This is a genomic window from Pseudomonas sp. efr-133-TYG-103a (assembly GCF_030209235.1).
Classification (GTDB): Bacteria; Pseudomonadota; Gammaproteobacteria; order Pseudomonadales; family Pseudomonadaceae; genus Aquipseudomonas.
Map to the genome: position 1 here is coordinate 324,362 of NZ_JARVSK010000011.1, position 25,809 is coordinate 350,170.

The following is a 25,809-nucleotide window of genomic DNA, read 5'->3' on the forward strand; positions in this document are numbered from 1 at the left end:
AAAACAAGGGGTTGGAAAATAAATCAAAAAATGTCGGGATTCGTTGTGACTTACCTAGGGGCGCAGGTCATCAGTAGAAGTAACCAGCCGCACGGGACGCCCGCCGTCGGTTGACGAATTGATACGGGCATTTAGAGGACACTCCATGAACGCCCCCTTGCGCTTTAACGATGCTTTGCTGATCGTCGGCCACGCTTTTCAGCCTTTCCACTGTGTGGCGTGGGCGCCACAGGATGGCAACGGCGAACTGAGCCTGACTGTCGTCGATCGCACCAGCAACCGCATTGGTCGCAAACAGATTCCGAGCAGCGCCTATTCCGACCCTCAGCAATTGGCCCATGTGCTGGAACAGACCCGTGCGGAAATCAGTGGTGAAGGCTATCGCCTGGAACCCTGGACCATGCCAGCCTGATCCCCCCGAATGCGAGGGCCGGGTGACGCGCCAGACGTGTGACTCAGCGCCCCGCACTCATCCGCACGCCGCCGACCTTGGGTCGGCGCGTGTTGCCAACCCTCTTTTCACGCCTGCCGGACCGAAGCGTCGATGCACTAGAGCGCATCGATATGGCGGTATTGAGCACCCAGTCGTTGTGCAATCTCGACGGCCCGACCGAGCCGGATCGGCCCGCGCTCGATGTCGATCAGCAGACTGGGACAGGCGAACCCCGACGCCGCAGGCACTTCCCTGACGCGGCCATCGGTGATGATCAGCACGCGCTGAATCTCGCCGGGATAACGTTTCTGCCGTTTGTTCAACCAGTCGCCCGCCTGCTCGATGGCATCGGACAACGGCGTGCCGCCCCCTGCCCCCAGCCCGTCCAGCCAGGGTTGCAACGCGGCGCCGGCTTTCAGACCATGGTGCTGCCAGCGCGCGCCGCTGCCACTGGCCGTCAGCAATGCCAGTCTGGCGCGTTGTCGATACGCATCGTCGAACAACTGCGCGAGCAGTCCTTTGGCCTGACTCAGCGCCTGATGACGACGGGTCGAAGCCGACGCATCGACGATCACCAGCCAGAGCATCTGCGCCTGCCGAGTACGCGGTTGACGCACGATATCCGCGCGCGTGCCGGGTCGCCCTCGCAGCAACGTCGGCAGCCACGCAATCGCGCCCTCGATACCCGAGCGCGCGGCGCCACTTTTACCACCGTTTAGCGTGCCCGGCCGAGGGCTGGCATCCGCCCCCGACACTTGCCGAGGGCGGACGCCTAGGGCTTTTTTGGCCAGATGGGCACTTCTCGGCGCGCGCCGGTGGCGACGGCCCGTGCAGGCATCGCACCCCAACTGCCCTCGCCCTGGCGCTGTCCCTGTGCCGCATCCTGCTGCGCCGATTGAACCTGGGGCTCGTCAGCCTGCCCGGACGATGCCGGCGGTTGTGGCGGCGGGGCCTGACGACGATGACGCAGGGCGAAATCCGCCACCGCATCGATGTCCGCTTCACTGATCGACGTTTCCCCGCGCCATGCGGCATGCGCGCGGGCGGCGCGCAACCAGACAAGGTCAGCGCGCAGGCCATCGACGCCTGCGGCAAAGCAGCGTTCGGTGATTATCGCCAGACTCAGGTCGTCCAGCTCGATGGTTGACAACCGCGCTCGGGCGTTTTCACATCGGGCCTTCAGCGCCTGTTGCTCAGGCGCCCATTGCTCGCAGAACGCCTCGGGCGCCGCATCGAAATCCAGACGCCGACGAATGATCTGCCCACGTTGCTGCGGCGCGGTCTGCCCGCTCAGCGCGACATTGAGGCCAAACCGGTCGAGCAACTGGGGGCGTAGTTCGCCTTCCTCCGGGTTCATCGTCCCGATCAGGACAAAGCGCGCAGGATGACGATGGGAGATGCCATCACGCTCCACCAGATTGACGCCGCTGGCAGCGACGTCCAGCAGCAGGTCGACCAGATGATCGGGCAGCAGATTGACTTCGTCGACATACAGGACCCCGCCGTCGGCCTTGGCCAGCACACCTGGCGAAAAGCGCGCGCGGCCCTCGCCCAGGGCAGCCTCCAGATCCAGCGTGCCGACCAGCCGTTCTTCGGTGGCACCGAGCGGCAGCGTGACGAACTGACCGCTGGCCAACAGGTCGGCCAGGCCGCGCGCCAAGGTCGACTTGGCCATGCCGCGAGGCCCCTCGATGAGCACGCCGCCGATCTTCGAATCGATGGCGGTCAGGCACAGCGCCAGCTTCAGGTCGTCAGCGCCGACCACGGCGGCCAGCGGGAAATGCGAGGTGTCGGTCATGGTTGTTTCTCGTCGAACGTCGATTGAGTCACTGATCAAAAGTCTTGCGCTGCGCTCACGGAAGGTCGAAGCATCAGCAGTTACCGCGCCGCCAGGCAGCCAGCCAGGCTGTGACCAGCCTGGGCTGCGTCCATGGCCGTGAAGTCATCACGTCTCTTCAATATCCAGCAACAGATTCTCCAGCACCTCTCGGTACTCGCCCGGCTCCTGCCACAAGCCGCGCTGCTGCGCCTCGAGCATGCGCTCGGTCATGTCGCGCAACGCATCGGGATTGTGCTGCTGAATGAACGCCCGCGTGGCCGGATCCAGCAGATAAGCGTCCGCCAACAATGCGTACTGATGATCGTCTATCAGCTCGGTGGTCGCGTCGAAGGCGAAGAGAAAATCGACCGTTGCCGCCATCTCGAACGCGCCTTTGTAACCATGGCGCTTGACCCCCTCGATCCACTTGGGATTGGCGGCGCGCGAACGCACCACACGATTGAGTTCTTCTTTCAGGGTGCGGATTTTCGGCAGATCGGGCTGACTGTGGTCGCCGTGGTAACTGGCGACCTTCGTGCCGGCAAGGCTCTCGACGGCGGCCAGCATGCCGCCCTGGAACTGGTAGTAGTCGTTGGAATCGAGCAGGTCGTGCTCGCGATTGTCCTGATTCTGCACCACCGCCTGCACCTGGCTCAGCCGCCGAGCGAAACCGTCCCGCGCAGGCGTGCCCTCGTCGTTCGTCCCGTAGGCGTAACCGCCCCAATTGAGGTACACCTCGGCCAGGTCGGCGCGGGTCTGCCACAGACGACCGTCGACAGCGTTCTGCACGCCGGCGCCATAAGCGCCGGGCTTGGCGCCGAAAATACGCCAGCCGGCCTGCTTCGCCGCTTGTTCGGCAGTGACGCCCTCGCGTTCGAGTTGCCGGCGTTCCTCGCGCACCCGGGCCGCCAGCGGGTTCATGTCATCGGGCTCATCGAGCGCAGCCACGGCTTGAACGGCCGCGTCGAACAGCTTGATCAGGTTGGCAAATGCGTCGCGGAAAAACCCGGACACCCGCAATGTCACGTCCACGCGCGGGCGATCCAGCAAGCTCAGCGGCAGGATTTCAAAATCATCCACGCGTTGACTTCCGGTTGCCCAGACCGGACGGACGCCCATCAACGCCATGGCTTGAGCAATGTCATCGCCGCCGGTGCGCATCGTGGCCGTGCCCCAGACCGACAGTCCAAGTTGACGTAAATAATCACCGTTGTCCTGTAAGTGCCTCTCCAGCAAAAGATTTGCCGACTTAAAGCCAATTCTCCACGCGGTCATTGTGGGCAAGTTGCGCACGTCCACCGAGAAGAAATTGCGCCCGGTCGGCAGCACGTCCAGCCGACCCCGACTGGGTGCACCGCTCGGGCCAGCCGGCACGAACCGGCCGCTCAAGGCGTCGAGCAGACCACGCATTTCAGCAGGCCCGCACGCATCAAGGCGTGGCGCCACAACCTCTTTAATGGCTTTAATAAACTCATTTAACTCACTGTTTTCAAGCGATATTTTAAAATCATCACCGGACAACAGTTGCTCAACGAAAGTGGCGGCAAACAGTTCAAGCCGCTCGCGCGTATCGCCAGTCGTGCGCCAAGGGTCTTGGCTCACTTCATGTAATACATGAGGTTTCGCACCGGTCCACGGCTCAGCGAGATTGCAGTCCAGCGGGTCGAATGCCAGTCCCAGGGCGTTGCTCAGCGTACGCAACAGGCTGGCCTGAGCGCCCCGGCCATCGCCACGGGGCACTCGCAGAATGGCCAGCAAGGTGTCGATGCGCAGGCGCCCGCTCGGTGACTCACCGAACACATGCAAGCCGTCGCGAATCTGCGATTCCTTCAGATCACACAGATACGTGTCCAGACGCGGCAGCCAGATCGCGGCATCGGCGTCGCTGTCCAGATGCTCGTCCAGCGCCAGTTCGCGATCGATGCGGGTCTCGCGTACCAGCGTGAGGATGTCCTTCTGCAACTCCCGCGCGCGCCGGGGATCGAGCAACTGGGCTTCGTAATATTCGTCGGCCAGCAGTTCGAGATGACGCAACGGTCCGTAAGTTTCGGCTCGGGTCAGCGGCGGCATGAGGTGGTCGATGATGACGGCCTGCGTCCGCCGTTTGGCCTGTGCGCCCTCACCCGGATCATTGACGATGAAGGGGTAAATGTTCGGCATAGCGCCAAGGGTTGCGTCCGGCCAGCAGTGTGCCGACAGGCCGACGCCCTTGCCCGGCAGCCATTCAAGATTGCCATGCTTGCCGACGTGGATGACCGCATGGGCGCTGTAACTGCGGCGCAGCCAGAAGTAGAACGCCAGGTAGCCGTGAGGCGGAACCAGATCAGGGTCGTGATACACCGCGCTGTGATCGACGTTGTACCCGCGCGCCGGCTGAATGCCGACGAAGGTCATGCCAAACCGCAGGCCGGCCACCATCATTCGCCCGTCCCGGCACATCGGGTCGTTATCCGGCGTGCCCCAGCGCTCGATTACCGCCGCGCGGTTGGCTTCGGGCAGCGACTGGAATGCCGCCAGATACGCCTCCATCGCCATGCTTTGGTGGCAAGGCCGCTGATCCAGGCTGTCAGGGTCGTTGGTCACGCCGCCGAGCAAGGCGTGGATCAGCGCGGTGCCGCTCTGCGGCAGGTCCTGGACCGGATATCCCTCGGCCTGCATGGCATTGAGGATGTTCAACGCGGCAGCGGGCGTGTCGAGGCCCACACCGTTGCCGATGCGTCCATCGCGCGTCGGGTAATTGGCCAGAATCAGCGCCACACGTTTGTCGCCGTTGGCAGTACGCGCCAACAGCACCCAGCGCCGCGCCAGCTCAGCGACGGAATCCATCCGCTCGGGATGGGCCCGGTAGCAGACCACGTCTGACTGGCTGCGCTCGCTGTGCCAGGCCAGGTCCTTGAAGCTGATGGGCCGGCTGATGATGCGCCCGTCCAGCTCCGGCAACGCGATATGCATGGCCAGATCCCGTGCCCCCAGACCTTGCTCGCTGGCCTCCCAGGCAGGCTGGTTGTCTTGCGCGCAGATCGCCTGGATCACCGGAATGTTGCGCCTGAAAGGCCGCAGGTGCGGCGCTTCCGGGCTGGATTGCGCGAATCCGGTGGTGTTGAGGATGACTTCACAGTCCGCTTCATCCAGCCAGTCCTGAACCGCCACAAGGCAAGCAGGCTCCTTGAGGCTCGCGACGGCGATCGGCAGCGGGTTAAGCCCCTGGGCCTGCAGACGCTGGCAAAACACATCGATGAACCCGGTGTTGGCCGCCTGAAGGTGCGAGCGGTAAAACAACACCGCCGCCACCGGCTCATCGTCGCGCCAGTCAGCCCGCCAGTCAGCGATTGTTCCGTGGCCATGGCGCGGGTGATAAACCGCCGTGCGCGGCAACGCCTGGGGCTCACTCCAGCCGTAAGGCCGATCCAGCCATCGGCTGGCGAGGTAATTGAACAACTGCAAAGCGTTGTGCTTGCCGCCCTGACGCAGGTAATGCCAGAGCCGATCACAGTCCTGCGCAGGCTCGGTGCTCAGGTCGCTGAGCTCCGGGTCGGGTCGGTCATCGCCCGGCACCAGGATCAGCCTGACCCCGCGCTGCGCCAGTTCGACCAGCCGCTCCACGCCGTAGCGCCAGTAGCCGATGCCGCCGTGCAGGGAAATCAGGATGACCTTGGCATGGCGCAGCACCTGATCGACATAAAGGTCGACCGAGGCGTGATTCTGCACCTGCATCGGATTGGCCAGGCGCAGGCTCGGGTAATCGTCAGGCAGTTGCTGCGCGGTTTGCGCCAGCAACGCCAGGTGTGAATCGCCGCTGCAGAGAATCACCAGTTCGGCGGGGGTCTGCCCCAGGTCAGCGATGCTGTCGTCGGGGACAAAGCCGCCAGGCTGAGTGCGCAGCAGGTGCATGCTTAGCCTTTGATCCCGGACGTCGTGACGGCAGCGCGCAGCTGCGCTTCGAGCACGTGGGCGTCCAGGTCCTGGCCGATCAGCACCAGGTGCGTCAGACGCTGCTCATCGGCTTTCCAGGCTCGGTCGAAATGCTTGTCGAAACGCGTACCGACGCCTTGCACCAACAGGCGCATCGGTTTGCCGGGAATGGCCGCGAAGCCCTTGACCCGTAGAATGCCGTGCTGCACCACTGCCTGAGTCAGGGCGTCGAGCAACAACGCTTCGTCCGCCTGAGGCAGCGAAATCGAGATCGAGTCGAAGGCATCGTGATCATGATCGTCGTGGTCGTCGCCTTCATGGTGGTCGTGGTGGGTCTTGCGGCCGTCGATGTGCAATTCTGACTCGGCGCCCAGTCCCAGCAACACGCTGATCGGTAACTGGCCCTTGCTCGCTTCAATGACCTTCACGGCCGGCGGCAATTCTTCGGCGACTTCCGCGCGCACGGCGGCCAGCGCTTCGGCGGCGATCATGTCGGCCTTGTTGAGAATGACCAGATCGGCACTCGCCAGCTGATCGGCAAACAACTCGTGCAGCGGCGATTCATGATCCAGATTAGGGTCGAGTTTGCGCTGAGCATCGACCTGATCAGGGAACGCGGCGAACGTGCCTGCGGCGACCGCTGGGCTGTCGACCACGGTGATCACGGCGTCGACGGTGCAGGCGTTGCGGATTTCCGGCCACTGAAAGGCCTGAACGAGCGGCTTGGGCAGCGCCAGACCGGATGTCTCGATGAGGATGTGGTCCAGATCGCCGCGTCGCGCGACCAATTCCTGCATCACCGGGAAGAATTCCTCCTGCACCGTGCAGCACAGGCAACCGTTGGCCAATTCGTAGACGCGGCCGTTGGCTTCTTCTTCGGTGCAGCCGATGGTGCATTGCTTGAGGATCTCGCCGTCGATTCCCAGCTCGCCGAATTCGTTGACGATCACGGCAATGCGGCGCCCCTCGGCGTTATCGAGCATGTGACGCAGCAGTGTGGTTTTGCCCGAGCCGAGAAAGCCGGTGACGATGGTGACGGGAAGTTTGGCCAGTGTTTTCATGGGATGCCCTTGGGCTTGCGGCGGGCAGACAGGACGAGCGCTGCGCGTTCCGGACAGGGGCCGGCCCGCGACTCGTTTCGCCACCGGATCACCCCGCCCGGTTGTAGTGAGAATTCCTGGGCGCTGATCAAAGCAGGCCCGAATCGAGGCAGGTCTCCTGGCTTACGGCGGCGGATCGACTGGTGCTATCGTCAGGCGACCGGCATTCATCGCGCCTTCCCGCTCGCGCAGTGGCTGTGCAATGAACATGACCGTTTATAGTTGCGGGGGCAGCTGCGGCATTGACCGCATTCCCTTCTTAGCACCGAACCGCCAAGGCGGCGAAACGGTGAACCTCGAGTGCGCAAGGCTACGCAGTGACCGGGGCAAGGTCAACGAACAAACGTGCGCCTTGTCCGGAGAGACCTTCCCGGCTGAAGCCGGTCCTGCATTCGGTCCACACCGTAGGACCGGCTTCAGCCGGGAAAGCATTGGTCCAATCCCGCATCCGGTCCACTCTTCCCGTTGGACCGGCGTTAACGACGGTGGCGAACGCTGCAATTGACGGGACTTCGCCTCCGTGGTCTCCTACACACCTTGTTACGGGTGCCCTTCACAGGGTGAAACGGGAAACCGGTGCGCACAGATCGATGCTGTGCAAGTCCGGCGCTGCCCCCGCAACGGTAAGCGAGTGAAGAGTCAGATCCACTGTGTCGTCAGCGATATGGGAAGGCGATTCTTGCAGGCAGGTCGAAAGGCCCGCCCCTCGCAAGCCCGGAGACCGGCCCGTCAATGACATATGACAAACCCGCGGTGGGCGGGTGCAGTTGCGTTCACGGCTGACGCCCGTCAGTGGTGCGCCCTTGCGCTTTCCCGTCGCTGACCACTTCAGAGGGAAGCGCCATGTCGATCAGCACTACCAGCCAGACATCCAGCAACGCCAGCACCCAGACTCAGACCCAACGCCTGACCGCCGCCGTCAGCGCCATGATTCTGGGCGCCTTTCTGGTGTACTTCGCAGGGTTCTCGCACATCGATGCCGTGCACAATGCTGCGCACGACACCCGCCACAGTTCCGCATTTCCTTGCCACTGAGACCTGCCGCCATGTTCAAGCGTATCGCTCACACGGCTGGTTTCACGGGCCTGCTCGCGGCCCTGCTGCTGACCTTGCTGCAGAGTTTCTGGGTTGCGCCGCTGATTCTGCAGGCTGAAACCTACGAGAAAGCCCCGGCCGCCGAGATCCACGAGCATGCCGACGGCGCCATGGCCGGGCATGTTCACGACGAAGAGGCCTGGGAACCTGAAGATGGCTGGCAGCGCGTGCTGTCCACCACCGGCGGCAATCTGGTTGTCGCCGTGGGCTTTTCGCTGATGCTGGCCGCGCTTTACACCCTGCGCAGCCCGAACAGCGCTCGCCAGGGCGTGCTGTGGGGTTTGGCGGGTTTCGCTGTGTTCGTCCTCGCGCCGACCCTCGGCCTGCCACCGGAATTGCCGGGCACCGCGGCGGCCGATCTCACGCAGCGGCAGATCTGGTGGGTCGGCACCGCCGCTTCGACCGCAGCCGGACTGGCGCTCATCGTGTTCGCCCGCAGCTGGCTGTTGAAAGCCCTGGGCGTCGCCATTCTGGTGGTGCCCCATGTCGTCGGCGCGCCGCAGCCTGAAGTGCATGCTGCACTGGCGCCCGAAGCCCTCGAAGCCCAGTTCAAAGTGGCCTCGCTGGTCACCAATGCGTTGTTCTGGGTCGGCATGGGCGTGATCAGCGCCTGGCTGTTCCGTCGACACGAAGCAGCGTCGACGCAGTCCGGTCTGAATCACGCGGTATGAGTGACGCCGGCAACCGGCCGATCCTTGTGATCGGTCTGGGCTGCCAGCGCGGCTGTCCGGCATCGGTGCTGCAGGGTCTGATCGAAGTGTGCCTGCTGGAACACGGCGTCAGCGTTCGCGACATCAGCGCCCTCGCCTCCATCGACAGCAAATCGAACGAAACGGGATTGCTGGAACTGGCCGAACATATGCGCCTGCCGCTGATGTTCTTCAGTGCCGATGAACTGAAAATCGTTGAATCGCAGCTGAGCCATCGCTCACCCACAGCGTTCGCGCACACGGGTTGTCACGGCGTGGCGGAAAGCGCGGCACTGGTGATGGCGTCCCGACTGTCGAACGGCTCGGCCAGCCTTTTGATCGAGCGCCGCAACAGCTCTCGCGCCACCTTCGCACTGGCTATCGGCATCACCGCCTGACGCTGACCGGCGCACATTTCTGGAGACCCCATGACCGTTTTTTTCATCGGCGCCGGACCTGGCGACCCTAACCTGATCACCGTCAAGGGCCAGCGCCTGATCCGCAGCTGTCCGGTGATCATCTACGCCGGATCGCTGGTGCCAGAGGCTGTGCTGGAAGGCCATCAGGCGGTGCAAGTGTCCAACAGTGCCGAGTTGCACCTGGACCAGATCATCGCCTTGATGAAATCCGCTCATGCAAATGGTCAGGACGTCGCCCGCGTGCACTCCGGCGACCCCAGTCTGTACGGCGCCATCGGCGAGCAGATTCGCTGTCTCAAAGCCCTGGGCATCCCGTTCGAGATCATTCCCGGCGTCACTGCCACGGCGGCATGCGCAGCCCTGCTGGGCACTGAACTGACCCTGCCGGACATCTCCCAGAGCGTCATCCTGACGCGTTACGCGGACAAGACCGCCATGCCGCAGGGCGAGTCACTCGGCGAACTGGCGCAGCACCGGGCGACGATGGCGATTCACCTGGGCATCACCAATCTTGGCAAGATCGTTGCCGAGCTGACACCGTATTACGGCGCAGACTGCCCGATCGCCGTGGTCCACCGCGCCAGCTGGCCGGACCAGGACTGGGTGTGCGGGACGCTGGGTGACATCGAAGACAAGGTGCAAGCCAAGGGTTTCCGCCGCACCGCGCTGATCCTCGTGGGCCGCGTGCTGGGTAACGACGTGTTCAGCGAGTCGTCGCTGTACCGCGCCGGGCACGCCCACGTGTTCCGGCCGTGACCTGGATTGAGGTCTGATCCGTTTCTGATGCTGGAAGGAATTCGTAGACGCCTGGCTTGCCGGCAATCTGCTGCGCAGCTGCATCGAACCGACTTTCTCGATCTGACAGGCTTCATCACAGCGCTTGCTGCTGGTACCGGCAGATCGTCTGGACGCGGCCCAGAGACAAGCCACGCGCCTACAGGGATTCTGCACCCAACAAAAAGCCCCGAACCAGTCGGGGCTTTTTGAGGGAGAAAAACGCTTAGTAGTAAGCGTTTTCTTTCTGGGTGTGGTCAGTCACATCACGCACGCCGGCGAGCTCGGGAATCCGCTCCAGCAAGGTGCGCTCGATGCCTTCCTTGAGGGTGACGTCGGCCTGACCGCAGCCCTGACAACCACCACCAAATTGCAGCACGGCAATGTTGGCGTCGTCTTCTTCAACGACATCGATCAGCGTCACCTGTCCGCCATGACTGGCCAGACCCGGATTGATTTCGGTCTGCAGGTAATAGTTGATGCGCTCGTTGATCGGGCTGTCGGCATTGACCATCGGCACTTTGGCGTTCGGCGCCTTGATGGTCAGCTGACCGCCCATGCGGTCGGTGGCGTAATCGACCACGGCGTCGTCCAGAAACGCCTCGCTGAACGAGTCGATCCAGGCAGTGAAGCTCTTGAGGCCGATGGCCTTGTCTTCCGGTTTCTCTTCGCCAGGCTTGCAGTAGGCAATGCAGGTTTCAGCGTATTGGGTGCCAGGCTGGGTAATAAACACGCGGATGCCGATGCCCGGCGTGTTCTGCTTTTGCAGAAGATCGGCCAGGTAATCGTGGGCGGCATCGGTAATCGTAATAGCGGTCATGAAAATTCCTCGCAGACGTGGGGCGGAGTTTACGCCAATCGACGGCGCCTGACAAAGCCCTACTATTCTGGTCAGGTAAAGATCAGGAAAGCGCCGCTTCCTTTACTCCCCTCCTGCCGTCCAGCCAGGCTTTCATCCGGCGGTACAAACCTTTTTCGATCCACTCGTAGCTCAGCCAGGAGCCCAGTGCGATCACCGGCACACAGACGGCGAACACCGCGTAGGGATCGAAACCATAGCGCTCGCTGGCCAGCCAACCGCCATAAAGCACCAGCACATGGAGCAGATACACCGAATATGAGCAGTCGCCCATGATTTTCAAGAGGCGACTACCGCGCAAGTACGGCTCCAGCGAAATACAGGCCACCACGATCACCGCACTGGGCAGGCCCCAGTTAACGATGCGCAGGTCCGGCGGCAGCTGTTTGATCGTCAGCAGCGCGCCGCCGATCGCCAGCAGTGGCAGCCAGAGGCGCTCGGTGATCCAGCCACGGCGGTAGATTACCCCGATGCCGATGCCCAACAGGAATTCATAAACGATATCGTTGGCATAGAAACGGCTGATCAGCCCTGAGCGACCCAGCACGTCGGTCACCGCGAACAGCGCAGCCGCGATGATCAGGGGGCGCAGACGCTGCTGGAACAGGAACACCATGGAGAACAGCACGTAGAACAACATCTCGTAATTCAACGTCCAGCCGACGTTCAACGTGGGATACAGGCCGTAACCACCCGGGTTTTCCGAAGGAATGAACAGCAGCGAGAGGATGAAGCTCTGCCAGTCGACGACCTGATGAGGCAGCAGCGGATGCGCCACCACCACCAACAACCCCATGACCAGCGTGTAAAGCCAGTACGCGGGGACGATCCGGATCAGGCGATTGAGCATGAAGCGGCTGGCCGGAATGTCCTTGTCGACCGTCGACAGGTAGATGACCAGACCGCTGATGACGAAGAAGATGTCGACGCCGACGGCGCCTTTTTCAGTAAAAAACCGGCCGATCGGGCCGCTGGGGTGGAAGTCGAAAAAAATCTGCATGAAGTGGTGACACACAACGGCCCACGCGGCGAGTGCCCGCAGGGCTTGAACCGAAATCAACATCTGCAACCTCTTGCTTACTCTGGTTTGACCCACGATCCCGGACCTCGAAAAGGGCCATGCTGGCGGGACGACTCACAGGGTCCGAGTCAGGATTGGGCAAAAGGTTCGGCAGGTCTGACGGGCTGCATAATGGCTGCACGCCATGTTTTACGAGGGTTTTCCAGTTTCGCCCCGTACCGGCGGGACGATGCAGAGGTTGGGTCGGGCATGAAAAAACTGTGGGCATGAGCGGGCTTGCGAAGGCGAATTCTCAACCCATGCACCTCGACAGCCTGCACCGGCCTCTTCCCGGCTGAAGCCGGTCCTACAACGTCGCAGGCTTTTTCGTAGGATCCGCTTAAGCCGTTCCCACAGGCGCCGCAAGCTTTTCGTAGGACCGGCTTCAGCCGGGAAGGTGTCCGCTGTTACGCCGCTGATCGAAGGGGGCGTTATAGACCGTTGACTTACTTTCGCGAGCGAGTGATCACAGAGCGCCAGGTCCTGCGAATCACAGATTCTCGTACCGATTCATATCCAGCACCCCCGCCTCCTGCGGCTCAGTCTCCTGGATATAGCGGTCCAGGTCGTGGAAGTACGTCCAGAACAGCGGATGGCTGCGGCGCACACCCCAACGCTGGACGATGCGATCGAACGCAGGCTTATCGTCCCGGGCCTGCTCCATGGCGTCGACGAACGCGCCTACCTCGCTGGCCGGGACGTTGAAGATGAAGTTGGGGTAGCTGCTGAGCACGCCCGGATAGATCGTCAGCGTGTCCAGCCCCGGCTGATAGCGATAAACCTCGCCGAGCAGAAACGCCACGTTAGCGTGGGCGCGGTTGCGCAGCATGCTGTAGACAATCCGTTTGCCGCTGCCATCCTGAATGCGCAGCATCGTCGCCTCAGGCAACTGATTGATGACCTTCAGACCCGCCGCAGGTCGTGAAGCCAACCGGCTGAGCGACTGCTCGACCTGACTGAAAACCGGGTCCAGCCCTTTGCGCGAACAATAGGCGCCGCTGCAGCGGTTGATCGGATCGGGCGTGGCGTTCAGCGTGCCCGCGCGCTCGATCAGCTTGCGTTCGAAATCCCGCTTGGGGTGTTCCTCGTCCAGCTTCATGCCGGTTGGCGTGTCGTTATCGATGGCCTGGTAATCCAGCCACATCTTCACTTTGCCACTGTTCTGGTACCAGCTGCCAAGGATGTCGTCGCGTTTGTCGGCCGGCATCAGACGCAGGAAATTGACTTCGGCGCCGTTGCGGATCAGGTCGAAATACAACCGCGTCTGCACTTGGTGAGACACGTTGCCGTACACGTCGAAGTTCACCACCAACTGATAATACGTGCGCTCCAGCAGCGGGTAGTCGAACAGCCACACGGTGGTCGGCAGGTCGCCGATCAGCCCTTTGTTGACGGTGGCGCTGTCGAAGTGACGGAAGATGGTCAGCAACGCGTTGTCGTTGCCGGCCCACAGCGTGGCCCAACCGGGCGGCGGCATGTGCGCGTAGGCGTCGCTGCGCAGATCCTCGTACTCGTTGCGCTTGTCACGGTAGTCGTGCCAGAGGCTGAGGACGCTGCCGACATCGTCGTTCTGCCCCGGCATCGCCAGCAACGGCGTGGCCTTGGCCCGGTAAGCGGCATCGGTGATGTAGCGGTCGTGTGCCGGCTCCTGGAACAAGGCCCAGAAGTGATCGCGGATCACATCGGTGGCGATCTGTCCCCGGCACACAGGGCCGCGGATGAACGTGCGCACGAAGTATTCGGCGTTGTCCAGCATGAACTGGTAACGCGCGACCGCAGGAATTTCCTTGAACGTATCGAATGGATTGGCGCGGCGTTGCGGCCCATAGCCTGGCAGCTCCGTGGCGTGCCAGTTGCCGCTGTAGAACAGCTGCTTGACCCGCGCCAGCTTCTGCGGCCCCATCGGGTAGGTGATATGGGTCTTGTGCACGATCACGCCTTGCACCGGCATCAAGCGGTAGTAAAACGTCGTGCCGGGGTCGTCATCGGGACGCCGGGTGGCAATGAGGTCCACAGGCTGGCCACTGGGCGTGCGCGAACGTACCCACTGGAAAAAATGCCCCTGCTCACCGTCGGTAAAGTAGATGTGCGCAAGAAACAGGTGCTCGTAGAGCCAGCGCGCCACCAGTGCTTCGGTGGAGCCGGGCCGGTTGAACAGGTTTTCCCATTCACTGATCTGCGCCGCCTCGCCAGCGCTTGGCTGCACCGGCGTCTGTTCCACCGGTGCGCCCTGCGCCAGCCAGCTCTGCAAGGTCGTGTACTGGGCGTCGGTCAGCCCGGTCACTGCCAGCGGCATGCCCTGCCCCGGATGCGACCTGGCGTAACCTTCGAATTCTTGCGGCAGCGGGCACATGTTTTCGCGATTGAGCCCCAACACGATGTCGTCAGGCAGTCTGGCGTTGGGCACCAGGGGCGCGCTGTGGCCAAGTTCGAGCATCTTCGCCATCAGCGCGGCCTGATTGCTCTGCCCGTCGAGCACCGAATAAAAGCCCTTCCTGCGCCAGGCATCAGGGCCTTGTGCGTCGTAGAAGATCCGCGTCGGCGCCACTGCCTGACTGCGATCGCCCTGATACACCGGCACTTTGGACGCCCCGCGCGACACGCCTTCCGCGCTGCCCAGGTTCAACTGGCACGCCGCATCGTTGCACGCATGGCAGGCGACACACTTCTCGGTAAAGATCGGCTGGATGTCCCGGCTGTAGGAAATGGCCGGGGAAGCGGTGGGCGATTGCGCCAGCGCTGCACCGCATGACAACAGACCCACACACAGGGCGAACAAGCGATGCAACATTGAACGGGCGTCCTGAAAATAAAAAACCCGTCAATTCTACCCGTGGCGAACCGACATCAACATGAGCAGAATTCATGTAAATCCGGTAACGGTTTAAAACGGTACAGGTTTGCTATTATTTCGCACTTTTAAGCGACACCCTATTTCGTACTTTTTCATCCGGGTAACCTTCATGTCAGATCGCAGCGCGCGTCTTCAAGCACTCCAGCAGGCTCTCAAAGAGCGGATTCTGATTCTCGATGGCGGCATGGGCACCATGATCCAGAGCTATCGACTGGAGGAAGAAGACTATCGCGGCAAGCGCTTCGCCGACTGGCCCAGCGACGTCAAGGGCAACAATGACCTGCTCATCCTGACCCGTCCGGACGTGATCGGCGCGATCGAAAAAGAGTACCTGGACGCCGGCGCCGACATCCTCGAAACCAACACCTTCAACGCCACCCAGGTGTCCCAGGCCGATTACGGCATGGAAGCGCTGGTCTACGAACTGAACGTGGAAGGCGCCCGGCTGGCGCGCAAAGTGGCCGATGCAAAAACCCTCGAAACGCCGGACAAGCCGCGTTTCGTCGCCGGCGTGCTCGGCCCGACCAGCCGCACCTGCTCGCTGTCTCCGGATGTGAACAACCCCGGCTATCGTAACGTTACCTTCGACGAGCTGGTCGAGAACTACACCGAGGCGACCCGCGGCCTGATCGAAGGCGGTGCGGACATGATCCTCATCGAAACCATCTTCGACACGCTGAACGCCAAGGCCGCGATCTTCGCCGTGCAGGGTGTGTTCGACGAAATCGGCCATCAATTGCCGATCATGATCTCCGGCACCATCACCGACGCCTCGGGCCGTACGCTGTCGGGCCAGACCACCGAAGCCTTCTGGAATTCGGTGCGTCACGCCAATCCACTTTCGGTCGGCCTGAACTGCGCGCTGGGTGCCAGCGAGCTGCGGCCGTATCTGGAAGAGCTGTCGAACAAGGCTGACACCCACGTCTCGGCACACCCGAACGCCGGCTTGCCGAACGAGTTCGGTGAGTACGACGAGAGCCCGGCCGAAATGGCCAAGGTCGTCGAAGAGTTTGCGCAGAGCGGCTTCCTGAACATCGTCGGCGGCTGCTGCGGGACCACGCCTGCGCACATCAAGGCCATCGCCAACGCCGTTGCCCGGTACGCGCCGCGCGCCATTCCGGACATCCCCAAAGCCTGCCGACTGTCAGGCCTGGAGCCGTTCACCATCGATCGCCAGTCGTTGTTCGTCAACGTCGGCGAGCGCACCAACATCACCGGCTCCGCCCGCTTCGCCCGCCTGATCCGCGAAGACAACTACACCGAAGCCCTGGAAGTCGCGCTGCAACAGGTCGAGGCCGGTGCTCAGGTGATCGACATCAACATGGACGAGGGCATGCTGGATTCGAAGAAGGCCATGGTGACCTTCCTCAATCTGATCGCCGGTGAGCCGGACATTTCCCGCGTCCCGATCATGATCGACTCCTCCAAATGGGAAGTGATCGAGGCCGGCCTCAAGTGCATTCAGGGCAAGGGCATCGTCAACTCGATCAGCATGAAAGAAGGCGTCGAGCAGTTCATTCATCACGCCAGGTTGTGCAAGCGCTACGGCGCGGCAGTGGTGGTCATGGCCTTCGACGAAGCCGGCCAGGCCGACACCGAAGCGCGCAAGAAGGAAATCTGCAAACGCTCCTACGACATTCTGGTCAACGAAGTCGGCTTCCCGCCGGAAGACATCATCTTCGACCCGAACATCTTCGCCGTCGCCACCGGCATCGAGGAACACAACAACTACGCGGTCGATTTCATCAACGCCTGCGCCTACATCCGCGACGAGCTGCCGTATGCGCTGACCTCCGGCGGCGTGTCCAACGTGTCGTTCTCGTTCCGCGGCAACAACCCGGTTCGCGAGGCCATCCACTCGGTGTTCCTGCTGTACGCGATCCGCGCCGGGCTGACCATGGGTATCGTCAACGCCGGTCAACTGGAAATCTACGACGAGATCCCGAAGGAACTGCGCGATGCCGTCGAGGATGTGGTGCTCAACCGCACGCCCAACGGCACCGACGCGCTGCTCGCCATCGCCGACAAGTTCAAGGGCGATGGCTCGGTCAAGGAAGCCGAAACCGAAGAATGGCGCGGCTGGGAGGTCAACGAGCGGCTCAAGCACGCGCTGGTCAAGGGCATCACCACCCATATCGTGGAAGACACCGAGGCGTCGCGCCTGACCTTCACGCGCCCGATCGAAGTCATCGAAGGGCCGCTGATGGCCGGCATGAACGTGGTCGGCGACCTGTTCGGCTCGGGCAAGATGTTCCTGCCGCAGGTGGTCAAATCCGCTCGCGTGATGAAGCAGGCCGTTGCCCACCTGATCCCGTTCATCGAAGCGGAGAAAGGCGACAAGCCGGAAGCCAAGGGCAAGATTCTGATGGCCACGGTCAAGGGCGACGTGCACGACATCGGCAAGAACATCGTCGGCGTGGTACTGGGCTGCAACGGCTACGACATCGTCGACCTGGGCGTGATGGTGCCGGCGGAGAAGATCCTGCAGGTGGCCAGAGACGAGAAGTGCGACATCATCGGCCTGTCCGGCCTGATCACGCCGTCGCTGGACGAAATGGTCCACGTCGCCCGGGAAATGCAGCGGCAGAACTTCAGCCTGCCGCTGATGATCGGCGGTGCGACGACGTCCAAGGCCCATACGGCAGTGAAAATCGAGCCGAAATACAGCAACGACGGCGTCATCTACGTCACCGACGCCTCGCGCGCGGTGGGCGTGGCGACCCAGTTGCTGTCCAAGGAGCTCAAAGCCGGATTCATCGAGAAGACCCGCGCCGAATACGTCGAAGTGCGCGAACGCACCTCGGCGCGCAGCGCACGCACCGAACGCCTGAGCTACAGCGCGGCCATCGCCAAGAAACCGCAGTTCGACTGGGCCTCCTACGCGCCGGTCAAGCCGACCTTCACCGGTGTGAAGGTGCTCGAAGACATCGACCTGAACGTGCTGGTCGACTACATCGACTGGACGCCGTTCTTCATTTCCTGGGATCTGGCGGGCAAATACCCGCGCATCCTCACCGATGAAGTCGTCGGTGAAGCGGCGACTTCGCTGTTCAACGACGCGCAAGAGTTGCTGCGCAAGCTGATCGACGAGAAGCTGATCCGCAGCCGGGCAGTGTTCGGTTTCTGGCCTGCCAATCAGGTCGATCACGATGACATTCAGTTGTTCGACGACAACGGCCAGCCGCTGGCGAAACTGCATCACTTGCGCCAGCAGATCATCAAGACCGACGGCAAGCCGAACTTCTCGCTGGCCGATTTCGTCGCGCCTCGAGACAGCGGCGTGACCGATTATGTGGGCGGCTTCATCACCACCGCCGGCATCGGCGCCGAGGAAGTGTCCAAGGCGTATCAGGACAAGGGCGACGATTACAACGCGATCATGGTCAAGGCCCTTGCCGACCGTCTGGCCGAAGCCTGCGCCGAATGGCTGCACCAGCAGGTGCGTAAAGAGTACTGGGCCTACGCAACCGACGAGCAGTTGAACAACGAAGACCTGATCAAGGAAAAGTACGTTGGCATCCGCCCTGCTCCCGGCTATCCGGCCTGCCCGGATCACACCGAGAAAGGCGTGTTGTTCGACCTGCTGGACCCGACCCAGGGCGACGGCAAGCCAGGCATCAGCGGCGTGTTCCTCACCGAGCACTACGCAATGTTCCCGGCCGCCGCCGTCAGCGGTTGGTACTTCGCTCACCCTCAGGCGCAGTACTTCGCAGTGGGCAAGGTCGACAAGGACCAGGTCGAAAGCTACAACGCCCGCAAAGGCCAGGAAATGCGCGTCACCGAGCGCTGGCTGGCGCCGAATCTGGGCTATGACGAATAAGCCAATGGGCTGATCAACCTGCAGGAGCGTTTGCCCGCGACAGGGTCGTCAATGATTCAGCGCCCGCTGACACTGCACGATCGGGCAAGCGCCACCGCAGGCTCTCACCGATTTACGACTATCCTTCCTGCAGACCTTCCACGCTGGTCTGGAGGATGTCATGGACAAACCGAACGAAGCCCCTTCCCCGACGCCTGACGACGGCACGCCGCCAACCTTCTGGCAGATGCTGCACAGCGTCATGGCCGCGGCCTTTGGCGTTCAGAGCCAGCGCAATCGTGCGCGGGATTTCAGTCATGGCAAGCCGGTGCACTTCATCCTGCTTGGCGTTGCCTTCACGGCCGTCTTCGCGCTGGCCCTGCTGGGCATCGTGCAACTGGTGCTGTTTTTCGCAAGCCGCTGAGCCAGATCGGCGTCAGTCCCGAGGTCCGGCTTTCACGAAGGGATAGCCCACACCGGCGGGACTGCGGCCTTCGGTAAACTGACGCACGTCAATGTCGTAGTCGTCGCGCTGATTGGCCTGGATGTAAAACGCGGCGTCCTGGCGCTCCCTGACCTGCATTGCGCGCACCCGCCAGTTGCCGATGCGCTGGCGCGCTGAGGGCTCGGCCTCGTCGTAATCATGCAGCAGCACGAGCGCCCAGCCACCCAGCGTGAAGTGGCCACCGACCACCACGTTCAACAGGCCGTCCCGTTGCGCCTGCAACGCGGCCGTCGAATCGTTGATCGTCCCGAGCAGAACGTCCTTTCCAGGCTGCTGGCCGGTTTCGCGAATGGCATCCATCACCCCGAATGCCATCTGATCGCTGGCCGTCCAGATCACGCGGGTGCCCGGGTAACGCTTGAGCAGCACCTGCGCCTGTTCATGGGCGCGATCACGACGCCAGCCGCCCAGCACGATCTGGCGCAGGCGCACGTGAGGGTATTCGGCGAGCGCCCGGTACAGGCCACGCTCGCGTTGCAGCGAAACCGGCGTGCTGTTGGTCCCGGAGAAGGCGAGCATTTCGACAGGTTTGCCGGGCGCTGCGAGTGACTGTGCCTCGATCAGTTGCCGGGCGACCCGATAACCGCCCTCCTCGTCGTTGGCGACCAGGCTGCCGAGAAAGTCAGGGTAGCGAACGGCAAGATCGCCCAGGATGCTCAGTTGGTCCGCCGTGAAGGTATTGTTGACCGCCAGCAACCGAACCCCGCTGCCCACCGAAAGCCGCAGGATTTCCGGAGCCACGTTCAGCTCGTTGGAGAACACCAGGTAGTCCGGCCGCTCGGGCCCCGACAGCGTCTGGCGCGCCAGCGTGAGCAAGGCGCGGGTGTCGCGGTTGGTGTAGTGAATTTTCAGGCGCATGCCAAGCCGGTCGGCAGCCGTCTGCATGAACCGTGAATAGCTTGACCAATAAGGGTCCGGTGCCGAGCCCGGATTAAGGAAAACCACCGACGCCGCGCACGCGCCGCTCGACCACATCCCCCACACCAGTAAAAGGAGGCAGCCATTGAAAAACCTGATCATGGACACCCCGCCTTACGCCAAAGAACACTCGGCAGGTCTGTAAATCCAGACCCGCTCCTATCCTATCGGCAGCCGTCGGGGATTGTGTACCCGACTTGAAGGCGAAGTGCCTGTATTACTGGTGACTGACCCAGAAAACCGCGGCACCCACGACGAGAATAATGATGAAGAGAATCGCCCAGGCATCCACGTGGCTGTCGGACTTGGCAACTTTAGGGTGGTTGTTACTCATTGCATCGCCTCTTGTCAGTTCTTATTGGTGATTGCAGATGGAGCGAGCGGCGGACGGTTGACCGCAGCTATTGCCAGAGTAAAGTTGACGCTTTCCCTCACCACAAGTGGGGTTATGAATAGCCGATGAAGTGCTTAGCACTTTCAGTTATTTACTTATATTCAAACATCACTTTTGCGCATATCCGCAAACTGGTAACCTCCGCCGGCTCCTTTTGGGGCTGCGCGACCGTGCGCGCAGATTTGTTCAGCGGCCTGAAACCCTTGCGACAACGCATCGCCTGCTTCGGGCCGTCTAAGCAGCAGTGAACCGCCTGAGAACAGGACCACCATGTACGTATACGACGAGTACGATCAGCGGATCATCGAGGACCGCGTCAAGCAGTTCCGCGACCAGACCCGCCGCTATCTGGCCGGCGAGCTCAGCGAAGAAGAGTTCCGCCCGCTTCGCCTGCAAAACGGCCTCTACATCCAGCGTTTCGCCCCGATGCTTCGCGTGGCCGTGCCTTACGGTCAACTGACGTCGCGCCAGACTCGCATGCTGGCGAAAATCGCCCGCGACTACGACAAGGGCTACGCCCACATCAGTACCCGCCAGAACGTGCAGTTCAACTGGCCGGCGCTGGAAGACATTCCCGATATTCTCGCTGAACTGGCCACCGTGCAGATGCACGCGATCCAGACCAGCGGTAACTGCCTGCGCAACGTCACCACGGACCAGTTTGCCGGCGTCGCCGCCGATGAGCTGGTTGACCCGCGCCCATGGTGTGAGATCGTGCGTCAGTGGACGACATTCCACCCGGAATTCGCCTACCTGCCGCGCAAGTTCAAGATCGCGATCAACGGTTCCACGTCCGACCGCGCCGCCATCGAAGTCCATGACATTGGCCTGGAGCCTGTCAAGAACGCCGCTGGCGAACTTGGCTTCCGCGTGCTGGTGGGCGGTGGTCTGGGTCGTACGCCGGTCGTCGGTGCGTTCATCAACGAGTTCCTGCCGTGGCAGGATCTGCTGAGCTACCTGGACGCCATCCTGCGCGTGTACAACCGCTACGGTCGTCGCGACAACAAGTACAAGGCCCGGATCAAGATCCTGGTCAAGGCGCTCACCCCTGAAGTCTTCGCCGAGAAGGTCGAGGCGGAAATGGCCCACCTGCGTGGCGGCCAGACCACCCTGACCGAAGCCGAAGTGCATCGTGTCGCCAAACACTTCGTCGATCCCGAGTACAAGGCGCTGGCCGACTACAGCGCTGAACTCGCCCAGCTCGACAAAGAGCATCCGGGTTTTGCCCGCTGGCGCTCGCGCAACGTGCTGGCGCACAAGAAGCCCGGCTACGCTGCCGTGACGCTGTCGCTCAAGCCGACCGGCGTTGCCCCGGGCGACGTCACCGACAAGCAACTGGACGGCATCGCCGATCTGGCCGACCGCTACAGTTTCGGCCAGCTGCGCACCTCCCACGAGCAGAACATCATTCTGGCCGACGTCGAGCAGAGCCAGCTCTTCACGATGTGGGGCGAGCTGCGCGAGCAAGGTTTCGCGACGCCGAACATCGGCCTGCTGACTGACATCATCTGCTGCCCGGGCGGCGATTTCTGTTCGCTCGCCAACGCCAAATCGATCCCGATCGCCGAATCGATCCAGCGCCGTTTCGACGATCTGGACTACCTGTTCGACATCGGCGAACTGGACCTGAACATTTCCGGCTGCATGAACGCCTGCGGCCATCACCACGTCGGCCATATCGGCATTCTGGGCGTGGACAAGAAAGGTGAAGAGTTCTACCAGGTGTCCCTTGGCGGCAGCGCCAGCCGGGACGCAAGCCTGGGCAAGATCCTTGGCCCATCCTTCGCACAGGACGCCATGCCGGACGTGATCGAGAAGCTGATCAATGTCTACGTTGAGAAACGCAACGAGGACGAGCGCTTCATCGACACTTACCAGCGTATCGGCATCGACCCTTTCAAGGAGCGCGTCTATGCAGCGAATCATTAAGAACAACGAAGTCATCGACGAAACCTGGCACCTGCTGCCCAAGGACACCGAGTTCGGCAGCCTGTCGAACTGCGACGACCTGATCGTGCCACTGGTCCTGTGGCGCGAGCACGGCCATGCGCTGAAAGCACGTGATGGTGGCCTGGGTGTCTGGCTGGACAGCGATGAAGAAGCCGAAGAAATCGGTGACGACGCCAATCAGTTCCAGGTCATCGCCCTGAACTTCCCGGCATTCACCGATGGACGCAGCTACTCCAACGCTCGCCTGCTGCGCGATCGCTATGGCTACAAAGGCGAACTGCGCGCGATCGGCGACGTGCTGCGCGACCAGTTGTTCTACCTGCATCGCTGCGGCTTCGATGCCTTCGCCATTCGTGCGGACAAAGACCCGTACGAAGCGCTGGCAAGTCTGCGGGACTTTTCGGTGACGTATCAGGCAGCCACCGACGAGCCTTTGCCCTTGTTCCGTCGCCGCTGATCCGGCGCTGATCCAGAGCCCACAAAAAGCCCCGGTTTCGTGAGAAATCGGGGCTTTTTCGTGCCACCTGTAAAAGGTCGTTTGCCCGCGAAGAGCGAATTCAGCGCTGAAAATGCAGCGGTCATGCCGGTGGTTTCGTGAGCACTCCTCGAGGGCCGGCATTTGCCAGGCTTTCAGGCTAAGCACAACACCTGTGCAAATGCTCCACGAAGGCTGATTTCCAATCACTGCCTGTCGACTGCATGCACCGGCCTATTCCCGGCTAAAGCCGGTCCTACAGACGCCGCGAGCCTTTCGTAGGACCGGCTTCAGCCGGGAACGCGCTCGGTCATCTATCCGGATCGAGGCTGACGCCCCGCGTCGCGGGACAAGCCACGCTCCTGCAGAGCCCGTCGGATCCGGGCAAAACATTCCGATCGTGCAAATCCGTTCAGATCGTCCAGATCCGTTCCTTTACCAAAACCGCTGTTGCGTCAGCTTGCTCCACCAGCCTGTCACCAGCCGGTCGATCGACCCGCTCGCCGCGAGGCCGACGCGCTCTTGCAGGCTCTTGCGTTCGGCGTAATGCAGATGGAAAACGTCGGCAGATTTGGCCTTCTCGGACAGGTACTCGTCGCTGGTCTTCAGCTCATCCACGAGTTGTTTGTCCTTGGCCGCCATGCCCAGCCAGACTTCGCCGGTGGCCACTTCATCGATCTGCAGCTGAGGGCGGTAGCTGGCGACGAAGTTCTTGAACAGCTCGTGAGTGATGTCCAGGTCCTGCTGAAACTTCTCGCGGCCTTTCTCGGTGTTTTCGCCAAAAACCGTCAGCGTGCGCTTGTACTCACCGGCGGTCAGCACCTCGAAATCGATGTCGTGTTTTTTCAGCAGCCGGTTGACGTTAGGCAGCTGCGCAACCACGCCGATGGAACCCAGCACCGCGAAGGGCGCACTGATGATGCGATTGCCGATACACGCCATCATGTAGCCGCCGCTGGCCGCAACCTTGTCGATGCAGATGGTCAACGGGATGCCTGCCTGCCGGATGCGCGCCAGCTGTGAAGACGCCAGACCGTAGCTGTGTACCATGCCGCCACCGCTTTCCAGGCGCAGCACCACTTCGTCCTTGTCGGTGGCCAGGGTCAGCAGGGCGGTGATTTCATGACGCATGCTTTCGGTGGCAGAAGCTTTGATGTCGCCATCGAAATCCAGTACGTAAACACGTGGCTTGACGTCAGCCTGTTTCTTTTCCTTCTTCAGGTCCTTCGCCTGTGCCTTGCGCAGCGCCTTGAGTCGGGCCTTGTCGAGCAGCGAACCTTCCAGGCGGTCACGCAGGCCCTTGTAGAAATCGTTGAGCCTGGTCACATGCAACTGACCGCCGCCACCGCGCCGACCGCGGCCGCGCAGCGAGCCGATGACCACCAGCACCACGACGATCGCAATCACCACGGTGACGGTTTTTGCCAGAAAGCTGGCGTAATCGAACATGAACTCCACAGAAACTCCTTACCTACACGTCAGAACCTTTATGTAAGGTCCGTACAGAATCGCGAACGGATCAAGCATACCGGCGCGCCCTGCGTCGAGCCAGCGAGACGAGGCAAAACGCAGGCCAACGGCCAATTCAAACAAGCGTATGTTTTTTCATTGACAGACCCCGCACCCTCCTCATAACCTCCCAACACTTTCAACGTGCCGGGATGACGCGGACGTGGGCAGCATCTATCTGATACGACATGGCCAGGCCTCCTTTGGTGCAGACGATTACGACGTCTTGTCGCCCACCGGTTATCGCCAGGCCGAAGTCCTCGGCACGCATCTGGCCCAGTTGGGGCTGACATTCGATCGCTGCGTGTCGGGAAGCCTGTTTCGTCAACGCCACACAGCCGAAACCGCCCTTGCCCAGCTCGACGCAGCGGGCCTTGAAACCCCCGCTCTGGAAATTGACCCAGCCTTCAACGAATTCGACGCTGAAGGCGTGATTCGCGCGCTGCTGCCCGCGATGCTGCCGGACGAGCCCGAGGCACTGGAGGTCATGCGCAACGCCGCGCATAACCGCGCCGAATTCCAGCGCTTGTTCGCACTGATCATCGGCCGCTGGCTGGGGGGCGAACATGACACGCCTGCCCTGCAGAGCTGGCTGGCCTTCGTCGCCCAGGTCCGCAGTGGCCTTGAGAGCATTCTCGACAGCGCCGCCGCCAACGACCGCATTGCCGTTTTTACCTCGGGCGGAACCATCACCGCCCTGCTCCACCTGATCACCCGAATGCCCGCAACCCATGCATTCGAGCTCAACTGGCAAATCGTCAACACCTCGCTCAACCAGCTCCGGTTTCGCGGTCGCGAGGTGACCCTGGCTTCCTTCAACAGTCACGCGCATTTGCAACTGATGAAGGCGCCGGAGCTCATCACCTACCGCTGAGCCCGGCCTATCGCACCCGCAAGGTGCCAGCAATCACACAACTAAAGGATGACACCATGACCTCCGTAGCCGACGCCGTACAAGCCATGAAAGCCAAGTTCAACCCGGATGCCGCTGCGGGCCTGGACCTGGTTTTTGGTTTCCGTATCGACGAAACCAAAAACTTCTCGCTGATCGTCAAAGACAAGACCTGCGACCTGCAGGAAGGCGAAAACCCTGACGCACAAGTGACCCTGGTCATGGATGGCGAAACCCTGCAAGGGATCGTCAGCGGCGAGACCGACGGCATGCAGGCTTTCATGGCGGGCAAGCTGCGTGCCGAAGGCGACATGATGCTGGCGATGAAACTGAGCGAACTGTTCCCCTCGTAA

20 protein-coding genes and 2 riboswitches are annotated in these 25,809 nt (G+C 61.9%); of the genes, 11 read left to right on the forward strand and 9 right to left on the reverse strand.

Going from position 1 to position 25,809, the window contains the following annotated elements; all coding sequences use genetic code 11:
* The first annotated feature begins 145 nt into the window (after positions 1–145).
* A complete protein-coding gene (locus QRN36_RS10020) occupies positions 146–412 on the forward strand; it encodes a hypothetical protein (RefSeq protein ID WP_285423937.1) in 267 nt (88 codons plus the stop codon).
* Between the two features lie 137 nt (positions 413–549).
* Here QRN36_RS10020 and QRN36_RS10025 read toward each other — a convergent pair whose 3' ends face one another.
* The 4 genes from QRN36_RS10025 to cobW all read right to left on the reverse strand — a co-directional run bounded on the left by QRN36_RS10025 (position 550) and on the right by cobW (position 7,225).
* The gene (locus tag QRN36_RS10025) at positions 550–1,188 is read right to left on the reverse strand and encodes a VWA domain-containing protein (protein ID WP_285423938.1); all 639 of its coding nucleotides are present in this window, start codon (positions 1,186–1,188) and stop codon (positions 550–552) included.
* A gap of 17 nt (positions 1,189–1,205) precedes the next feature.
* On the reverse strand, positions 1,206–2,231 hold the full coding sequence (locus tag QRN36_RS10030) for an ATP-binding protein (protein ID WP_285423939.1): 1,026 nt from the start codon (positions 2,229–2,231) through the stop codon (positions 1,206–1,208).
* 147 nt (positions 2,232–2,378) lie between these two features.
* The gene (gene cobN, locus QRN36_RS10035; protein WP_285423940.1) at positions 2,379–6,143 is read right to left on the reverse strand and encodes a cobaltochelatase subunit CobN; all 3,765 of its coding nucleotides are present in this window, start codon (positions 6,141–6,143) and stop codon (positions 2,379–2,381) included.
* 2 nt (positions 6,144–6,145) lie between these two features.
* On the reverse strand, positions 6,146–7,225 hold the full coding sequence (gene cobW, locus QRN36_RS10040) for a cobalamin biosynthesis protein CobW (protein ID WP_285423941.1): 1,080 nt from the start codon (positions 7,223–7,225) through the stop codon (positions 6,146–6,148).
* Between the two features lie 129 nt (positions 7,226–7,354).
* Positions 7,355–7,578, reverse strand: a riboswitch (cobalamin riboswitch).
* A 213-nt stretch (positions 7,579–7,791) separates the two neighbouring features.
* Positions 7,792–8,009: riboswitch (cobalamin riboswitch) on the forward strand.
* A 98-nt stretch (positions 8,010–8,107) separates the two neighbouring features.
* Between cobW and QRN36_RS10045 the strand changes: the two genes are divergently transcribed.
* The 4 genes from QRN36_RS10045 to cobM are packed head-to-tail and all read left to right on the forward strand — an operon-like array spanning position 8,108 to position 10,223.
* Positions 8,108–8,299: a CbtB-domain containing protein gene (locus tag QRN36_RS10045; protein WP_285423942.1), complete on the forward strand. Its 192-nt coding sequence runs from the start codon at positions 8,108–8,110 to the stop codon at positions 8,297–8,299.
* An 11-nt stretch (positions 8,300–8,310) separates the two neighbouring features.
* Positions 8,311–9,030, forward strand: coding sequence for a CbtA family protein (locus QRN36_RS10050; protein WP_285423943.1), 720 nt, complete (start codon positions 8,311–8,313; stop codon positions 9,028–9,030).
* Positions 9,027–9,446 (forward strand): cobalamin biosynthesis protein, encoded by a 420-nt coding sequence (locus QRN36_RS10055; protein WP_285423944.1) that lies wholly within the window; start codon positions 9,027–9,029, stop codon positions 9,444–9,446. Before QRN36_RS10050 ends, QRN36_RS10055 begins: the two co-directional genes overlap by 4 nt.
* Positions 9,447–9,476: 30 nt before the next feature.
* On the forward strand, positions 9,477–10,223 hold the full coding sequence (gene cobM / locus QRN36_RS10060; protein ID WP_285423945.1) for a precorrin-4 C(11)-methyltransferase: 747 nt from the start codon (positions 9,477–9,479) through the stop codon (positions 10,221–10,223).
* A gap of 244 nt (positions 10,224–10,467) precedes the next feature.
* Here cobM and nfuA read toward each other — a convergent pair whose 3' ends face one another.
* From nfuA to QRN36_RS10075, 3 genes are all read right to left on the reverse strand, one after another.
* The gene (gene nfuA, locus QRN36_RS10065) at positions 10,468–11,061 is read right to left on the reverse strand and encodes a Fe-S biogenesis protein NfuA (RefSeq protein WP_093458433.1); all 594 of its coding nucleotides are present in this window, start codon (positions 11,059–11,061) and stop codon (positions 10,468–10,470) included.
* 82 nt (positions 11,062–11,143) lie between these two features.
* Positions 11,144–12,163 carry an acyltransferase gene (locus QRN36_RS10070; RefSeq protein WP_285423946.1) on the reverse strand — a complete coding sequence of 340 codons (1,020 nt, stop codon included), beginning with the start codon at positions 12,161–12,163 and terminating at the stop codon, positions 11,144–11,146.
* A 487-nt stretch (positions 12,164–12,650) separates the two neighbouring features.
* Positions 12,651–14,951, reverse strand: coding sequence for a fatty acid cis/trans isomerase (locus QRN36_RS10075; protein ID WP_285423947.1), 2,301 nt, complete (start codon positions 14,949–14,951; stop codon positions 12,651–12,653).
* A gap of 172 nt (positions 14,952–15,123) precedes the next feature.
* Between QRN36_RS10075 and metH the strand changes: the two genes are divergently transcribed.
* The gene (gene metH, locus QRN36_RS10080; protein WP_285423948.1) at positions 15,124–18,834 is read left to right on the forward strand and encodes a methionine synthase; all 3,711 of its coding nucleotides are present in this window, start codon (positions 15,124–15,126) and stop codon (positions 18,832–18,834) included.
* 160 nt (positions 18,835–18,994) lie between these two features.
* Positions 18,995–19,237, forward strand: a complete 243-nt coding sequence (locus tag QRN36_RS10085) for a DUF2970 domain-containing protein (protein ID WP_285423949.1) — start codon at positions 18,995–18,997, stop codon at positions 19,235–19,237.
* A 12-nt stretch (positions 19,238–19,249) separates the two neighbouring features.
* On the opposite strand, the gene QRN36_RS10090 is transcribed toward QRN36_RS10085, so the two are convergent.
* Positions 19,250–20,338 (reverse strand): ABC transporter substrate-binding protein, encoded by a 1,089-nt coding sequence (locus tag QRN36_RS10090; RefSeq protein ID WP_285423950.1) that lies wholly within the window; start codon positions 20,336–20,338, stop codon positions 19,250–19,252.
* 562 nt (positions 20,339–20,900) lie between these two features.
* Between QRN36_RS10090 and QRN36_RS10095 the strand changes: the two genes are divergently transcribed.
* Both QRN36_RS10095 and QRN36_RS10100 read left to right on the forward strand, forming a co-directional pair.
* Positions 20,901–22,559 carry a nitrite/sulfite reductase gene (locus QRN36_RS10095; RefSeq protein ID WP_285423951.1) on the forward strand — a complete coding sequence of 553 codons (1,659 nt, stop codon included), beginning with the start codon at positions 20,901–20,903 and terminating at the stop codon, positions 22,557–22,559.
* On the forward strand, positions 22,543–23,037 hold the full coding sequence (locus QRN36_RS10100) for a DUF934 domain-containing protein (protein WP_285423952.1): 495 nt from the start codon (positions 22,543–22,545) through the stop codon (positions 23,035–23,037). Before QRN36_RS10095 ends, QRN36_RS10100 begins: the two co-directional genes overlap by 17 nt.
* Before the next feature lie 453 nt (positions 23,038–23,490).
* Here the strand turns inward: QRN36_RS10100 and sohB are convergent, their stop codons facing one another.
* Positions 23,491–24,513, reverse strand: a complete 1,023-nt coding sequence (gene sohB, locus QRN36_RS10105) for a protease SohB (protein WP_285423953.1) — start codon at positions 24,511–24,513, stop codon at positions 23,491–23,493.
* A gap of 214 nt (positions 24,514–24,727) precedes the next feature.
* On the opposite strand from sohB, the gene QRN36_RS10110 reads away from it, so the two are divergent.
* Complete coding sequence (locus tag QRN36_RS10110) at positions 24,728–25,438, forward strand: histidine phosphatase family protein (protein ID WP_285423954.1); 711 nt, start codon at positions 24,728–24,730, stop codon at positions 25,436–25,438.
* A 56-nt stretch (positions 25,439–25,494) separates the two neighbouring features.
* Complete coding sequence (locus tag QRN36_RS10115) at positions 25,495–25,809, forward strand: SCP2 sterol-binding domain-containing protein (protein ID WP_285423955.1); 315 nt, start codon at positions 25,495–25,497, stop codon at positions 25,807–25,809.

Excerpts from the sequence above, each read along its gene's own strand:
- QRN36_RS10020 (WP_285423937.1), top strand. The coding sequence starts at position 146 with ATGAACGCCCCCTTGCGCTTTAACGATGCTTTGCTGATCGTCGGCCAC.
- QRN36_RS10030 (WP_285423939.1), bottom strand. The coding sequence starts at position 2,231 with ATGACCGACACCTCGCATTTCCCGCTGGCCGCCGTGGTCGGCGCTGAC.
- cobN (WP_285423940.1), bottom strand. The coding sequence starts at position 6,143 with ATGCACCTGCTGCGCACTCAGCCTGGCGGCTTTGTCCCCGACGACAGC.
- cobW (WP_285423941.1), bottom strand. The coding sequence starts at position 7,225 with ATGAAAACACTGGCCAAACTTCCCGTCACCATCGTCACCGGCTTTCTC.
- QRN36_RS10045 (WP_285423942.1), top strand. The coding sequence starts at position 8,108 with ATGTCGATCAGCACTACCAGCCAGACATCCAGCAACGCCAGCACCCAG.
- QRN36_RS10050 (WP_285423943.1), top strand. The coding sequence starts at position 8,311 with ATGTTCAAGCGTATCGCTCACACGGCTGGTTTCACGGGCCTGCTCGCG.
- QRN36_RS10055 (WP_285423944.1), top strand. The coding sequence starts at position 9,027 with ATGAGTGACGCCGGCAACCGGCCGATCCTTGTGATCGGTCTGGGCTGC.
- cobM (WP_285423945.1), top strand. The coding sequence starts at position 9,477 with ATGACCGTTTTTTTCATCGGCGCCGGACCTGGCGACCCTAACCTGATC.
- nfuA (WP_093458433.1), bottom strand. The coding sequence starts at position 11,061 with ATGACCGCTATTACGATTACCGATGCCGCCCACGATTACCTGGCCGAT.
- QRN36_RS10070 (WP_285423946.1), bottom strand. The coding sequence starts at position 12,163 with ATGTTGATTTCGGTTCAAGCCCTGCGGGCACTCGCCGCGTGGGCCGTT.
- QRN36_RS10075 (WP_285423947.1), bottom strand. The coding sequence starts at position 14,951 with ATGTTGCATCGCTTGTTCGCCCTGTGTGTGGGTCTGTTGTCATGCGGT.
- metH (WP_285423948.1), top strand. The coding sequence starts at position 15,124 with ATGTCAGATCGCAGCGCGCGTCTTCAAGCACTCCAGCAGGCTCTCAAA.
- QRN36_RS10085 (WP_285423949.1), top strand. The coding sequence starts at position 18,995 with ATGGACAAACCGAACGAAGCCCCTTCCCCGACGCCTGACGACGGCACG.
- QRN36_RS10090 (WP_285423950.1), bottom strand. The coding sequence starts at position 20,338 with ATGATCAGGTTTTTCAATGGCTGCCTCCTTTTACTGGTGTGGGGGATG.
- QRN36_RS10095 (WP_285423951.1), top strand. The coding sequence starts at position 20,901 with ATGTACGTATACGACGAGTACGATCAGCGGATCATCGAGGACCGCGTC.
- QRN36_RS10100 (WP_285423952.1), top strand. The coding sequence starts at position 22,543 with ATGCAGCGAATCATTAAGAACAACGAAGTCATCGACGAAACCTGGCAC.
- QRN36_RS10115 (WP_285423955.1), top strand. The coding sequence starts at position 25,495 with ATGACCTCCGTAGCCGACGCCGTACAAGCCATGAAAGCCAAGTTCAAC.